Origin of the sequence: Phyllobacterium sp. SL163, assembly GCF_049896885.1 — a bacterium.
Taxonomy (GTDB): domain Bacteria; phylum Pseudomonadota; class Alphaproteobacteria; order Rhizobiales; family Rhizobiaceae; genus Phyllobacterium; species Phyllobacterium calauticae.
Map to the genome: position 1 here is coordinate 1 of NZ_JAFCVE010000017.1, position 13945 is coordinate 13945.

General features: G+C 63.5%; 15 protein-coding genes. 5 read left to right on the forward strand and 10 right to left on the reverse strand.

Annotated elements, in window-relative coordinates; genetic code table 11:
* Positions 1 to 495: 495 nt before the first annotated feature.
* Positions 496 to 789 (reverse strand): IS66 family insertion sequence element accessory protein TnpB, encoded by a 294-nt coding sequence (gene tnpB, locus ACP7B1_RS24360; protein ID WP_080600525.1) that lies wholly within the window; start codon positions 787 to 789, stop codon positions 496 to 498.
* Positions 790 to 1129: 340 nt separating this feature from the next.
* Here tnpB and ACP7B1_RS24365 point away from each other — a divergent pair, with 340 nt between their 5' ends.
* Positions 1130 to 1405 carry a hypothetical protein gene (locus ACP7B1_RS24365; RefSeq protein ID WP_426137399.1) on the forward strand — a complete coding sequence of 92 codons (276 nt, stop codon included), beginning with the start codon at positions 1130 to 1132 and terminating at the stop codon, positions 1403 to 1405.
* Between the two features lie 9 nt (positions 1406 to 1414).
* Here the strand turns inward: ACP7B1_RS24365 and ACP7B1_RS24370 are convergent, their stop codons facing one another.
* The gene (locus tag ACP7B1_RS24370) at positions 1415 to 2170 is read right to left on the reverse strand and encodes a DUF6118 family protein (protein ID WP_395773266.1); all 756 of its coding nucleotides are present in this window, start codon (positions 2168 to 2170) and stop codon (positions 1415 to 1417) included.
* Between the two features lie 12 nt (positions 2171 to 2182).
* Positions 2183 to 5794, reverse strand: coding sequence for a Ti-type conjugative transfer relaxase TraA (gene traA / locus ACP7B1_RS24375; protein WP_395773267.1), 3612 nt, complete (start codon positions 5792 to 5794; stop codon positions 2183 to 2185).
* Positions 5795 to 6062: 268 nt separating this feature from the next.
* Between traA and ACP7B1_RS24380 the strand changes: the two genes are divergently transcribed.
* The 4 genes from ACP7B1_RS24380 to ACP7B1_RS24395 are packed head-to-tail and all read left to right on the forward strand — an operon-like array spanning position 6063 to position 9705.
* Positions 6063 to 6839, forward strand: a complete 777-nt coding sequence (locus ACP7B1_RS24380) for an NYN domain-containing protein (RefSeq protein WP_395773268.1) — start codon at positions 6063 to 6065, stop codon at positions 6837 to 6839.
* 13 nt (positions 6840 to 6852) lie between these two features.
* Entirely contained in the window at positions 6853 to 7158 is a 306-nt protein-coding gene (locus tag ACP7B1_RS24385; protein ID WP_191321118.1) for a mobilization protein, read from the forward strand.
* Positions 7155 to 8804 (forward strand): type IV secretory system conjugative DNA transfer family protein, encoded by a 1650-nt coding sequence (locus ACP7B1_RS24390; RefSeq protein WP_395773269.1) that lies wholly within the window; start codon positions 7155 to 7157, stop codon positions 8802 to 8804. Before ACP7B1_RS24385 ends, ACP7B1_RS24390 begins: the two co-directional genes overlap by 4 nt.
* Positions 8791 to 9705: a HEPN domain-containing protein gene (locus ACP7B1_RS24395; RefSeq protein WP_395773270.1), complete on the forward strand. Its 915-nt coding sequence runs from the start codon at positions 8791 to 8793 to the stop codon at positions 9703 to 9705. The genes ACP7B1_RS24390 and ACP7B1_RS24395 overlap by 14 nt, the downstream gene beginning before the upstream one ends.
* 271 nt (positions 9706 to 9976) lie before the next feature.
* On the opposite strand, the gene ACP7B1_RS24400 is transcribed toward ACP7B1_RS24395, so the two are convergent.
* From ACP7B1_RS24400 to ACP7B1_RS24430, 7 genes are all read right to left on the reverse strand, one after another.
* Positions 9977 to 10273, reverse strand: coding sequence for a hypothetical protein (locus tag ACP7B1_RS24400; RefSeq protein WP_010399254.1), 297 nt, complete (start codon positions 10271 to 10273; stop codon positions 9977 to 9979).
* Between the two features lie 36 nt (positions 10274 to 10309).
* Positions 10310 to 10933 carry a ParA family partition ATPase gene (gene parA / locus ACP7B1_RS24405; RefSeq protein WP_010399257.1) on the reverse strand — a complete coding sequence of 208 codons (624 nt, stop codon included), beginning with the start codon at positions 10931 to 10933 and terminating at the stop codon, positions 10310 to 10312.
* Positions 10934 to 11000: 67 nt separating this feature from the next.
* Positions 11001 to 11306, reverse strand: coding sequence for a type II toxin-antitoxin system RelE/ParE family toxin (locus tag ACP7B1_RS24410; protein ID WP_395773271.1), 306 nt, complete (start codon positions 11304 to 11306; stop codon positions 11001 to 11003).
* A complete protein-coding gene (locus ACP7B1_RS24415) occupies positions 11303 to 11572 on the reverse strand; it encodes a CopG family ribbon-helix-helix protein (RefSeq protein WP_395773272.1) in 270 nt (89 codons plus the stop codon). Before ACP7B1_RS24415 ends, ACP7B1_RS24410 begins: the two co-directional genes overlap by 4 nt.
* Before the next feature lie 276 nt (positions 11573 to 11848).
* Positions 11849 to 12724 carry a helix-turn-helix domain-containing protein gene (locus tag ACP7B1_RS24420; RefSeq protein WP_395773273.1) on the reverse strand — a complete coding sequence of 292 codons (876 nt, stop codon included), beginning with the start codon at positions 12722 to 12724 and terminating at the stop codon, positions 11849 to 11851.
* A gap of 192 nt (positions 12725 to 12916) precedes the next feature.
* A complete protein-coding gene (locus ACP7B1_RS24425; protein WP_017502925.1) occupies positions 12917 to 13126 on the reverse strand; it encodes a ribbon-helix-helix protein, CopG family in 210 nt (69 codons plus the stop codon).
* A 108-nt stretch (positions 13127 to 13234) separates the two neighbouring features.
* On the reverse strand, positions 13235 to 13945 hold a 711-nt coding region (locus ACP7B1_RS24430), incomplete at its 5' end, for a recombinase family protein (protein ID WP_426137400.1).

Sequence of the window (13945 nt, forward strand, 5' to 3'; positions counted from 1 at the left end):
AAATGGCCCTATTGCGTGGCCAGTTTGCCCCGCGATCACGGTGAGCGGAAATCATGTGTTTCCCGTCACCTGCAAAATGCCCTTAGCGTGTATTAATGTAGAAATGACCACAGAGCCCCATGACGCTCAATAACTCCATGTCGATCACTCCGCTGTCCCCCGCGATGCCGCGTGAGACGTGGTGAAAACATGGGTCACTTCTCGATGGAAAAATCCGTGCCTGCCGGGTCAACTCTCAGTGGAAATCAACAGGCATAGGTCACGGCAACTCCGTTCAGAGCCAGCATCACAATAATCCTGATCGTTAGTGGTGCATCGATTGAATATTTGCATCACTATGGGCGACATATGACGTCCGTTTATCAGGCTCGTGAAACTTCAATGACAGCACTTAAACTCAGCTCTACCTCCTCGCGTAGCTGCGATGGAGAAATTTCACCCAGAGCCGCCTGATCATGACGGCCCGGTCCCAATTCTACACCACCTTGACGGATGCTATCCCATATTCGGCCAGATAAACCGGCCCTTCTCCAGCCGCCGGGTAAAAAGGCAGGCGCCCAGACCATCATGCCAGATGATCTTCAAAATATCCGATCTGCGGCCCCTGAAGACGAAGAGATGCCCTGACAACGGATCATGCTGCAGAACCTCCTGCACCCGAAGCGCCAAGGAGGGAAAGCCACAGCGCATGTCCGTATATCCGCGCCTTCCTGGCGGGCACCCTTGATCCCGAATATTCCCGTCAGCTGACCGAGCAACTACGACAGGCAGGCGTCCCGGTTTGACCATGCCGTCGCTGGCAATTAATCTGAGCACGTGGCGGATGTTTGCAAGCAGACCCGGATGTTTGCGAGCACATTGGCAAAGAGCGTGAGCACGACGCCCGCTCCATTGTCAGATAATTCGAGCAGAAAATGCCGATGTTTGCGAGCAGAGGCGCTTATGTTGGCAAGCCGCTACAAATAGGGTATCTGAAGCCGGCCGGCCGCCATCTCAAGAAAAACCGCCGCTGCCAGTCGATACGCTGATTGCAGGCGGATTCACGTTTTCCGGCCGATGGGTATTGTCCGCGACAAATAACCTGGTGCTTGACCAGCCCTTACCGAAAGGGGTTGGAGTCTATGCTTTTGTGAAAGACGGCTTCGCCCTCTATGTCGGGGTAGCGACTATGGGGCTTGCCAAGAGGCTATATTTTTACGGGAAACCCGGCGTTTCGCAGCGCACCAGCCTGCGCCTAAACGGCATTATCAAAAATGAGCTGCTGACCACGCCCGCAATCGACATATACATTGCCGAGCCGCCCGATCTCGAATGGAATGGCCTGCCGGTCCACGGAAGCGCCGGCCTTGAGCTTGGCCTCATCAAGAAATTTTCTTTGCCTTGGAACATGCGAAGCGCCGGATGAAAACGCCGGTCATTCCGGCGCTGGCACAGTGATGGTGCATTGCTGGTCTTTTCCGGTCTGCCTGGCCCTCTCCATGCACGCGGAAATCTCCCCGCCGCTGGCGTTGTAGAACCGGCCGCCCCATTTCATTTTCTCGACTTCAAGGGGATTATCCGCCCCGATCATCGCATAGCCGGCGCTGACGCGATCAAAGCCCATGACCAGGCTGGCAACATGGCTGTCGGCCGAAAACGGCAGGAAGCGCGGCAATAGCAAAATCAGGAATATGCCAAAGGCCAGCCCAACCAGGCCGGCCGTCCACATGCGGAAATCCTGGCTTTTTCGGTCGTAGGCGCTTTGCGTATAGCTGGCGAGGTTCCGGCCCGCGCGCTCGAGGTCGGATGCCTGGCGCTCGAGCTGCTGCACGGCCGTCTTAACCAGACCCTCACCGCTGCGCTCGAGCGCGCGGGCATAATGCTCCGGCCCATTGCGCAGGACCGGCGATTGCTCGACGCCCTGCAGGTGCTCCGCGACAGCGGCGAGCTGCTGCGCCACCTTGCCAAATTCCGGCCGATAGTCGGCCGCTGGCCCGACTTCCTCGAACCGATCCAAGGCCAGTTCAACGCCCTTGCGGATATTGGTCATTTCCCGCGTGAGATTGCCGGCTAGGCTTTCGACGGTCTGCCGTAGCGCCTCGAACGCCTGCGCCGGGTCGCCGTCCTCGTCGGCCGCTGCCTCTGGCTCAAAACCTTCCATGTCGTCGCGGTTTTCGTCGTCCTCGGTCATGTCTTCTCCCTGTTATCGGCCAAGGCCAAGCGTTCGGCCCCGCGTGATGCTCTGTTCCAGCTCGCGGGATATGCCCTCATTCTGGCGGATTTGCTGGCCGATCCCGAGTTCCTGCCGGCGATTGCGCAGGATGGATTCAACCTGCGGGTCGCGTTCGAGGCTCTTGGCAAGGCCCTGCATCTGGCCTTCGACCTTGCCGCGCGCCTGATCGTGCTGCCAGCCGCGCAGCTCGTGGCGCTGCGCCTTCAAATCCTGCCAGCGTTCAACGAACCGCTCGGCCCTGACATTGGGGTCTTGCAGGGCGGCGTTTTCCCGCTTCATCCCGTCGATGACCTGCGCGACACGCTCCCGGCCGGAAAGCTCGGTCATGGCGCGCGCCGTGGCCGGATCATATTGCAGGGTCGAGCGCATCAAATCTTTCAGACCGTCGCGCACCTGGTCGAGCTGCTGGCCGGCCTGCTGCATTTCCTGCCGCTGCATGTCGAGAACGGGCAGGCCCTCGCGCCGGTGCTGGTCGATCGACTGATAGGCCCGCGAATAGCGGTCAACGGCCTGCTCAAGCGGCGACGACCCCCGCGCCCGCTCGGCCAGCCGGTCGGGCGCCGGCGCCGGCCGCAAGCTCCCTTCCCTTTCCGGCCGCTCGCTGCGCTCCTGAGAAGGGGCAGGACGCGCATTGAGCTTGAGGCCGGCGAACATACCGCGCCGCTGCTTCTCGGCCTGCTGTGGGCCTTGTCTGTCGATCTGCGGGCCGTCCTCGCCGGCGCGGTCTGGCTCGCGGCTCTCGGCCGCCGCGCCGCGCCCGAGTTTCAGGCCCTCAAACGGATTGCGGCGCTGCTGTCGATCGCCGGCGAGATCCTCGCGCGGATCTGCACGAAGATCCTGCCCGAGATCCGCGCGGATTTTTTGCGAGGATCTCCGATCAAGGGCATGATCCCCGGCCGTCGACTCTCGCTCCGCACGTAGCCCGGCGCGCTCGGCCGGAATTTCGATCTCGCTACGGACGCCCATTTGCTCCGCGATCCCGCGCCGTTCGGCAAAATCGCGGGTATAATCGAGCGTCGTTTCCTTCACGCCCGACCGGGACAGGCGGCGCTCTAACTGGCTATAGGCCAGCTCGCCGGCGTCCTGAACCTTCCATGCGTTCCGATGCGTCTGCGTCCCGTCCGGCAAGGTGACGGAGGTGGAACCTAGATGTTGAAGCCCGATCTTGTCCCCGATCTCCGGCGCTGCGTCCTGCATGGCGCGCTCAAGATCAACGCCCCATAGGGTGCGCTTCTCGCCCTTGGCGTTTTCCAGCGTCACAAAATAGCTCTCGCTATTGCCTTCCTTGTGCTCGAACGGCGCGGCCCCATGCTCGACCAAGCGGCCGGCATTGGTGAACTCGACCTGGCCCGCATAGAGCTGCACGCCGTCCCTGTGCCGGGTCATGGCGACATAGGTTAGATGCCGGTCCATCGTCCCCGACGCCATCACATAGGACCGATCGACCGTCGCGCCCTGGTTCTTGTGAATCGTCGTCGCATAGCCGTGGTCAACGGCTTGGTAATCATTCATCGGCACATTGACGGTGCGCGGGTCATCCGCCGCTTTTCCGTCGAGCCGAACTTGTATTGCGTGCGGCTCGACGGCCTGCACTGTCCCGAGCATCCCGTTTTTCACGCCAAGGTCGCGGTTGTTCTCCAAGAACACGATGCGGTCGCCGGGCGCGAACTCCCGCTGGCCGTCATTGGTCTGGAAGGTCAGCGCGCCGGCGTCCTCGCCCTGCGCCAGCTCGCCCCGGTCCTGTAGCTCCGTCCGGATCGCGTCATTGATCGCCCGAACATCGGCCCGGCGATGCGCCATCGCTACGCGGGTGCCGTCCGGGCGCTCGTCACGATCGGCAAGATAATCGCGCACGATCTGGCCGCGCGCGTCCTCGCCGGTTTCGGCAAAGCTGATATTGCCATGATCCCGATAGGCCGCCAGCCCCTCGGCCGTCCGGTGCGTGGCGAAGTCAACCGACGCCTCCCGCTGCCAGTCCACGCGCTGCCGGCGTATCTCGGAAAGCTCGGCATGGCCGATTTCCTCCGTGATCGCCCGGAACGGCGCGCCGGCCCCGATCGCCTGCAACTGCTCATGGTCGCCTACAAGGACGATCTTCGCCCCGCGCGCCTCGGCCTCGCCAACGAAACGGGCGAGCTGGCGGCTCCCGACCATGCCGGCCTCGTCGATCACGAACACGTCGCCGCGGCCGAGTGCATAGCGGTCCCCACTATGTGGGTTGTCCCAACCGCGGGACCATGACGCCAACGTGCGGCTCTGGATGCCGGAAGATTCCTCCAACCCCTCGGCCGCCTTTCCGGACAAGGCCGCGCCATGGACCGTATAGCCCTCGGCCTCCCATGCCTCGCGTGCTGCGGCGAGCATGGTGGACTTGCCAGCGCCGGCATAACCGACAACGGCCGCGATCCGCTCCGATCCGGTGATATGCTCGATCGCCCCGCGCTGCTCGTCGGACAGCCGGGCGGAAGCATCGCCGGCGCTGCGCTGAATGGCGGCGTCCTGCCGCTCTATGGCGCGCTCGACATGCCGGCGATCGACGCCATGACCATGGGCCGCGTGCATCCGCTGCGCGCTCTCGATCATGCCGGATTCGATCTCGACCATTTCGCGGGTGGAATACCGCGCAAGCTCGATCTCGCCGGTTGCCGGGTCCGCGCGCTCGGCCTGCAACTCCACCAGCGCCGGCGAGGCCATCACCTTCGCAAAGGCGCTCTGGAACTCCTGCACATCGTCGTTGATGTAGCGATGCAGCGTCCGCGCAACGTCGCGCCGGTCGAACACGCTCTTTTCCCCGGTGATGAGGGTTAGAACCTGCTCGGGCTTCTCCCGGATCAGCTCGGCATTACGCCGGGCCGCATCCTCGTCTAGCCGCGACCGCGACACGTCGAGGCCGCGCCGCTCCATCTGCGTGGCATGGACGCCCATATGCTCGGTTGGCGAAATCTCTAGCCCGCGCTCCATGTGCGAACGATGGTCGATGCGAATATCAAGCCCGGCCATCGCCAGCCGCTCGTTCGCGATCCCCTCCCATGTCTGCCGAAGGTCGCGAAGCTGCATGTCGGTCGTCGCAAGCCCATTCGACAGCAGCCATTTGTTTTCGCGCTCAAGATAGGTCTTCTCGCCTAGACCGTCCTCCGTCACCTGCCGCGTGGTCATAAGAATATGCACATGGTGATTGCGAACGTCGCTCGCCTCGTGCGGCGCATGAATGGCGAAGTCCACGGCCGCGCCGTAGCGGTCGGCCAGCTCCTGCGCCATCTCCCGCGCCGCCTCTAGCCGCTGCTCGGCCGATAGCTCATGCGGCAAGGCAATCTCGAACTCCCGCGCAACGCGGGCATCCTTACGCTTCTCGGCAAACTCGGCGGCGTTCCACAAGTCCGACCGATCCCGCGCCCAATCGGCGTTGACGCCCTCGGGCAAGACGATCTCGGCATGTTCAACGCCCTGCTTGGCCGTGTAGTCGTGCGTGATCCCGTCGTGCTCGTTGGTCAGCTTCTCCCCGGCACGATAAGCCATCGAGGCGACGGCGCTACGGCCACCCGCCCGCGAAACTGGCTTCATGCTCAAATGGTAGATCGCCAACCTGTTGCCTCGATCCCGTTTCAGCCATTCCCGCCAGCCGCCAAGCTGGCGGCGCGCTGAGTTGCGCAGTAACTCGTAAGTGCGCCCTTCTCAACTTAATCGCTTCGCTCTTTCGTCGCTCGGTGTGGCGCTTGCGGCAAGGTCGGTCCGATGAACTGAGGCCCGGATTGTGCTGCAAAGCCGCCGAAAATTCAAGGTGGCGCATAATCGTGTTTGGTGGCGCTGCTTGCATCGGATAGACTACGGCTCAAATTGGGAGTGCAGACCGATGGCAATAGACAGCACCGGAACACTTGCGTTGCTGATCGACGGCGACAATGCCACGCCGAAAATCATAACCGGGCTGCTGGCCGAGATCGCCAACTATGGCACCGCCAGCGTCAAGCGCATCTATGGCGATTGGACCAAGCCGAACCTCAACGGCTGGAAAGAGTGCCTGCTGGAACACTCGATTCAGCCGGTCCAGCAGTTCGCCTATACGACCGGGAAGAATGCCACTGACGGCGCGATGATTATCGACGCGATGGACTTGCTCTATACCGGCCGCTTCTCCGGTTTCTGCATCGTCTCAAGTGATAGCGACTTTGCCCGACTGGCCGCGCGCATCCGTGAGCAAGGCGTCATCGTCTATGGGTTCGGGGAGCGCAAGACGCCCCGCCCCTTCATCACCGCTTGCGACAAGTTCGTTTATTTCGACGTGCTCAACACGGCCGGGGAACAGAAGGAAGCGGAAGCCGTCGCCGCGCCTAAAGCGACCGCCGCCAAGCCTGCACCGGCGAAAGCGGCACTCGATCGCGCTGCTCTCGACATGCTGGCGAAAGCTGTCACCGCCTCGGCCGACGAAGACGGCCGCGCCAATCTGGCCCGCGTCGGCGCGCACCTGGCGAAACAGTCGCCGGATTTCGACGCCCGCAACTATGGCTTTCCCCGTCTCTCCGATCTGGTCGAGGCGTCGGGCATTGTCGAGGTCGAGCGCATTGGCGAAAATCCGAAAATCATCATGGTTCGCCTCAAGGGCGGACCAGCCCCTCGCCCCGCTAGATAGAAGGAAATGACACATGGCGCGCAAGACGATCGAACAGCGGTTGGCCGAGCTGGATGCGCAGCGCGCCACACTCAAGGCCCGGCTCGGTAAACAGGAGCGCGCCAACGATACCCGCCGCAAGGTGCTGCTCGGCGCGCTCGTTCTGCATCGCCTCGAAAGCGGCAAGGATGAGGAATTTTCCCGACGCCTCCGCGAATGGCTCAAGCGCGAGCTGCCCGACTTCCTGACGCGCCCCGGAGATAAGGAACTCTTTGCCGATCTGATCGCCAGCGCGCCGGCCAGGGAGACGACAGACAGCGCCGGGGGGGCCGCCTCATGAATCAGGCGACGTTAGCCTGGGCCGCGTTCAAGAACATGCTGCGCGCCGCCGCGCGTGATCCGGTATGGGCTATTTCCAGCATCCTCATGTCGCCCTTCCGGGCTGGCCGCTATCTGCTGCAAGTCGGCTTCTTCGTCTTTCTGGTCACGCTGATGCTCGCCGTTGCGGCCAATGGGATTCCGCAAGAATGGTGGATCGCTAGAACGATTGCCGGCTTGCTCCTACTGCTGTTCTTCCTGGTCCTCGTTTTCCGTGTCCTCACCAATCCCCTCATTGAGCATTTCGGGGACATGGAGGGCGAAACCCACGGCTCGGCCCGCTTTGCCACGGCAACCGAAGTCGCACCCCTCGCCCGCGCCAGTTCGGGCCTCCTGATCGGCCGGGATGGAAAGACCGGCAAGCTCCTGCGCTATGACGGCCCGGCCCATCTGCTGACGATGGCCCCGACGCGCACCGGCAAAGGGGTGGGAACCATCATCCCGAACCTGCTCACCGCCGACCGCTCCGTGATCTGCATCGACCCCAAGGGCGAAAATGCCAGGATCGCCGGCCGCGCCCGCCAGACCTTCGGCCCGGTCCACGTCCTCGACCCCTTCGGAGTCACCGGCCAGCCCTCGGCCGCCTTCAATCCGCTCGACCAGCTCGACCCGGCCGGCCTCGATGTCGCGGAAGATGCCAGCACCTTAGCCGACGCCCTCGTGTTCGATGAACCCGGCCAGGCCGGTGAGGCGCATTGGAACGAGGAAGCCAAGGCGCTCATTGCCGGCCTGATCCTCCATATTGCCGCCAGCGAGCCGCGCGATAGGCGAAACCTCGCCACCCTGCGCGAAGCCCTCACCCTCGCCCCTGAAGCCTTTGCGGCGCTCCTGAAGGACATGCAGGCGTCAACGGCCGCCGGCGGCCTGATCGCCCGCGCCGCAAACCGCCATCTCGGCAAATCCGACCGGGAAGCGGCCGGCGTCCTCTCCGCTGCGCAACGGCATACCCATTTCCTCGACAGCCCGCGCATGGTCGCGGTCCTCGGCCGCTCGGATTTCCGTTTTGCCGATCTCAAGCGCCGCAACGCCTCGGTGTTCCTCGTCCTGCCGCCCGATCGGCTCGCCACCTATTCCCGATGGCTGCGTCTGCTCGTCTCGCAAAGCCTGATCGACATGGCGCGCGACCCCGCCAAGCCGGCCGCGCCGGTTCTCTACCTGCTGGATGAGTTCGCCGCCCTCGGCCATCTGGCCCCCGTCGAGCGCGCAATGGGCCTCATGGCCGGCTATGGCGTCCAGCTCTGGCCGATCCTGCAAGACGTTCACCAGCTCCGCGCCACCTACGGGCAGCGCGCCGGCACCTTCCTGTCAAACGCGGGCGTCCTTCAGGTGTTCGGCGTCAACGATCACGACAGCGCCCGCCTCGTCTCCGATCTGCTCGGCCAGGGAACCGTTGTGTTCCAGACCATGAGCCGGGCGCTCGATTCCGAAAAATCCGGCCTCTCCTACGGCGAGCAACACACGGCCCGGCCGCTGCTGACCCCGGATGAGGTCCGCAACCTGCCTGCACATGCCGAATTGCTGTTCCTCGCCGGGCAACGGCCGATCGTCGCCGGAAAGCTCGCCTATTACGCCGATTCCGAGTTCCGGGGGCTGTATGACGCTCCCTGAACGCCTCGCCCATCTGCCCGACAGGAAGCGCCGCGAGCTGGAGCGCGCGGCGCAAATCCTGTTCGATGAGCTGGAAGAATCGCTTAAAACCAAGCTCTCCGAAAAAGGCAGACGCGGCCGCATCCTCAAGCTGATCCTGTTCGGCTCCTATGCGCGCGGCGATTGGGTCGAAGATCGCAAGAGCGGCTATAGCTCCGACTATGACTTGCTCGTCGTCGTCAACTACGGCCGCTTTGCCGAACAATATGAGGCATGGGAAAAGGCGGCGGAACGGTTCCTGCAAGAACTGACGATCACGCGCCGGCTCTCCACGCCGGTCAACTTCATCGTTCATACCCTCACGGATTTCAACGACCAGCTCACCCACGGCCGGCCCTTCTTCGTGGACATAGCCCGCGACGGAATCGTGCTTTACGAGCTGCCGGGCTATCCCCTCACCTCCCCCAAAACCCTCGCGCCAGAGGAAGCCCGCGCCGAAGCGCAACGGCATTTCGACCATTGGTTTCCGAACGCCGTCCGCCGCTTCGAGCTGGCGCAGGAAGCCATGAGGCGAGGCTACGAGAAAGAAGCCGCTTTCGATCTGCATCAGACCGTCGAACGCCTCTATCATTGCGCTCTGTCCGTCCTGACGCTCTACAGCCCTAAATCGCACCGCCTATCCGTCCTGCGCTCACATGCGGAGCGGATCGCGCCGAAGCTCATCGCCGTGTGGCCCCGCGACAGCCGTTTCGCCAAGCGATGCTTTACCCGCCTCGATCGCGCCTATGTCGGCGCTCGCTATTCTTCGGCCTACGAGATTACCCGCGAGGAACTGGCGTGGCTGGTCGATCGCGTGAAGGCGCTGCAAGAGGCCGTCGCCACGATCTGCGCCGAACGTCTCGCCGGCCCCGCAGCGGCATGAAAAACGGACCCGGCGCTTTGCGCCGGGACATTGTTACGAACGGCCCTCCGGCTCTCTACGGCGCTATTGGGGAGCGCGTTCGCCTCCGGGCCGACGCGGCTCGCGCCGCGATCTACCTGACGACCTGGTGCAAGCTCTATTCAGGGAAGAACCACGGCCGCAACGGTAGCCCCTCGGCCGGCCCGCTCTCATCATCTAGGGCCGTAGGGACGGCCGGGGGGCGGGCCACACGCGCAAGCGTTGCGGATTAAGCTATTTACGTATCCACGTATTAACGTGCGTAAGGTTCGATCGGCGGCAATCCATGTTGCGCCAGCACCGCCGACAGCCCGGCCTCGGCCATCGCCTGAATCGTCGTTCCCTCTGCATCCGCGAGCTGGCGAAGGCGCTGCCAGTCCGATCGCCGGACCTTGACCGTTAGCGCGACAGTCTCGCCCCCTCCCCTCTTTCGCCTCGGCGTCGGAATCTCCACGGCCGGCCGCTCGTCCTCGATCGCTGCAAGGCTGGTGACTTCCGCGCCAGCTTTCGGGCGGGTGAAGGCCGCAAGGCCGGTTGCTTTCTTTGCCATAGGTTCCGCTCCTTAGATACGCGCTTACGTATTTAGCTATTTACGCTCTAACGTGTCCTTGATCCATGCCCACAAAGCCCGGATTTCCTCCGCTGCCTTCCCCTCGGCCTCGAACTCCGTCACGGCGCTGCCGGTCGTGACAGCGCGGGCGAACGCGCGCCGGTCGGTGATCTCACCGGGAACGATCGGCAGGCCGTAGGCTTCCAGCGCCGCGCGCGTCTCTCCGATCTCGGGCGCACGGAACGGGCAGGCGGACAGGACGAACGCCCCGCGCACCTTCGCCGCCGTCACGATCTCGACGGCGGCCGGGACCGCAGCGAGGTCAAACGCGGACGGCCGAACCGGAATCAGGACCAGCTCCGACCTACGGGCTATCTGGCCGGCCGCCGGGGCGGCATGGGGCGGGGCGTCCACCACGGCCAAGGTAATGCCCTCCCCCTCGGCCGCTCTAAGCGCCGCGTCCAGTTCGCCGGCCTGCGCCGTGGCAACGATCGGCGTTCCGGCTTCCCGCGCACTCGCCCATGCGGTCGCGCTCTCCTGCGGGTCCGCATCAATGACGCAAACCCGTTCGCCAGTCGCCTCGGCCGCCACGGCGGTATGAACCGAAAGCGTGGTTTTCCCGCTCCCGCCCTTCTGGCTCAAAAACGCAATGACGTTCATGCGTCAATCCTTCTTTGCGTGAATAAGTATTAAAGCACATAGCTAGGGACGTTACTACGTCTTTAAGCTAGTGCGGCCATTCCTCGGCCGGCCAGTCCCGCGACGTGTGGATGACGCGCACGATCACGACGGTTTCCCGGCCCTCCACGTCGCGCAGCTCATAGGCGATGATGTAGGGAAGCCTGGCCAGGGACTTTTCATAGGTTCCGCTTACCCGTCCCGGCCGCCCGGTCGCCATCTCGCCTAGCTTGTTCCCGGTGTCCTCAATCGCGTCCACGACCCGTTCGGCGGCGAATGGGTTCTCATCTGCGATGTAGCGCAGGATTTCGAGGTTATCCCGCTGCGCTTCAACCGACCAGACAACCGGCCTCATCCGTGCGCGGCTTTCCGGCGCTTCGCTTCCTCGATAACCTCACGCATTTCCGCGACGGCCTGTGCGTGGGGGATCACGCGGCCGGCCGCTGCGTCGGCCATGCCGCGCTTGATGCCGTCGATGATTTCAAGCTCGCGATCAACGTAGGCAGCAACGGCCTCGCCGGCGAGGAAAGATTTGCTCCGCTGCGTGTCGCTTGCGATCCGGTCGAGTTTTTCTTTCACATCGGGCCGAACCCGAATCGTCATGGTGGTGCTGGCGGTCATGGAATCGCCTCCGATTGTGTTGAATTGTGTACACCCTAGCACGCTTTCCCGGCCGCCGCCACCGCCTTCTAATAAATACGAATACACGTCAATACGTATTAACGTAAGTAATTAACCGCCAGCCTTGCCCCTAGCCCTCTCTCGAAAGCCCATAGAACGGTTGCCGCCGGCGCGAACGTTGCGGTTTTGTTGCGAGGGTGCCGCTTGCCGATCCGCCTTATACGCGGATCGGAACCGCCGCAGGGCCGCGAAAGCGGCCCGAACAGCGGCGACCGCTTATGTTTGTCTTCTTAGGTAAAGATCAGATGGGGATTCAGTCTGGTTATCGGACTCACGTTTCATCACACTCTTTGCCAGCATCACGAGGGCCTTGCCGAGCGGGCTATCGCCGGCGTCGAGCTGCGTTCGCTCATCAAGGGGCAGGGCGGTCTTGTAGGCGTCGATTGCCTCGCTCCATGCCTGCTGATCCTGTCCATGATCGGCAGGCGGGGGCGGGGCCTTGCCAAACCTGCCGAGAAACTGACGGGCCTTCTCTGGGAGCGACAGGCGATAAGCGTTGCTCGTCTGCTGGACCTGTGGGCCGCGCCCCTCGTTGCCGGTCGGCTCGTAGCGCCGCAGCCAGTCGATGAAACCATGCGCCCGCAGGTTCTTCAGCGCCCGCACGATCGTATCGCGCGACCGGCCTAGCCGATCCATGATCGTGGTGATTGACGGCTCTAGCCGGCCGGTGCGGAAGTCTATGAGATTGACGAACAGCCGCAGCACGTCGAGCGCCACCGATCCTAGCGGGCCGCTGCGCTCGCCCTTCTCGTGCAAGCCGGCCTCGTTGTAGATTTCGGCCGCCTTCAAGATCGCCTGAACGTCCCTGCGCGTCGTCGGCCGCCATATCCGGCCCTCCGATCGCCCCCGGATATGACTATGCCGGCGAACTGGCATCGGGCATCGCTCGGCCGGGGGCATGACCAGGCCAAGCCCGGCCTGTCCCGATCCCCGCCACGCGGCCCGGCGCTCATGGGCGAGCGTGGAGAGCTGCCCGGCGTCTTCCTCGGTGAGCTGGCCGGCGCTGTAGCGCGTCCATACCTCCCGCATGATCTCATCAAGCGCGCTTGCGCGCGCGCAGCCGATCGCGGCCGCGATCTGCGTCCTCAACATGCCTGTCGTCCTTCCATTTGAAGGACATGACGGCGCGGACGGCAGGCACAACTTTCCTGTTTCCGCAAAGAATCAATCTTGCGGATTGGAGTGCTGTAGCGTAGATAAGGGGAGAGCTTTGGCCCCGTCTCTACGGTGTGTCTGACGGCCTACAAAAACGCTCGACCGTTGGCGCGGTCGGGCGTTTTGCCGTTATGTCCCTTGCTTCGCTTCGATATAGAACCTCAACGCTTCCTCGATGATCGGCGCGCGTGCTGACGCGCCCCGCTGCTCCTTGATCCTGTCGATTGCCTCGACAAGCTCGCCCGGAACATAGGTATTCAACGCCACGCGGCCGGCCGCGATCTGCCGCGCCCTGTGGGCGGCAACGCCCCTGCGAATCTCTTCCGCGCGTTCCTTCATGTTTACAACTAAGAGCAAGCTGCCCGATTCTGCAATCCCTTGCGGAAGGAACCGGGAAAGGCACTACTTCTAGGGCCGGCAACTAAACGTGGTTACGTCAATGCGTATTCACGTCAATGCGTTCTCAAGCGCCCGGTAGAGCGTGGCGCGATGCACATTCAGGAGCCGGGCGACTTCCGCCACCGGCTTCTTGTCGTCATGGATAAGCTGGCGGGCATGGGCGATCTGCTCGGCCGACAGGGCAGGGGAGGGGCCGAACTTCACGCCTCGGGCTTTCGCCGCGATCCGGCCGGCGCTCGTGCGCTCCACGATCAAGCTGCGCTCGAAATCCGCGATGCCGGCGAACACGGTCAACACCATGCGCCCCGCCGGCGTCGTGGTATCGGCCCACGGCTCGGCCAGCGAACGCAGGCCAGCGCCGGCCTCCTTGATCCGCTCCGCGATCGCCAGAAGATCGCCGGTCGACCGGGCGAGGCGGTCTAGCCTGGTGATCGTCACCACGTCGCCGGCACGCAGATGGTCGAGCATCCGCGCCAGCTCGGGCCGGTCCCGCTTCGCCCCGGAAGCCTTTTCCTCGAAGATGCGGATGCAGCCGGCCGCGCCCAGGGCGGCCCGCTGCGCATCGAGGTCCTGGCCGCGAGTCGAAACGCGGGCATAGCCGATGAACACGCGGCCGGCGTCGGAATCTGGTCGGCTGCTCAGGGGCTCTGTGGTCATTTCTACATTAATACACGCTAAGGGCATTTTGCAGGTGACGGGAAACACATGATTTCCGCTCACCGTGATCGCGGGGCAAACTGGCCACGCAATAGGGCCATT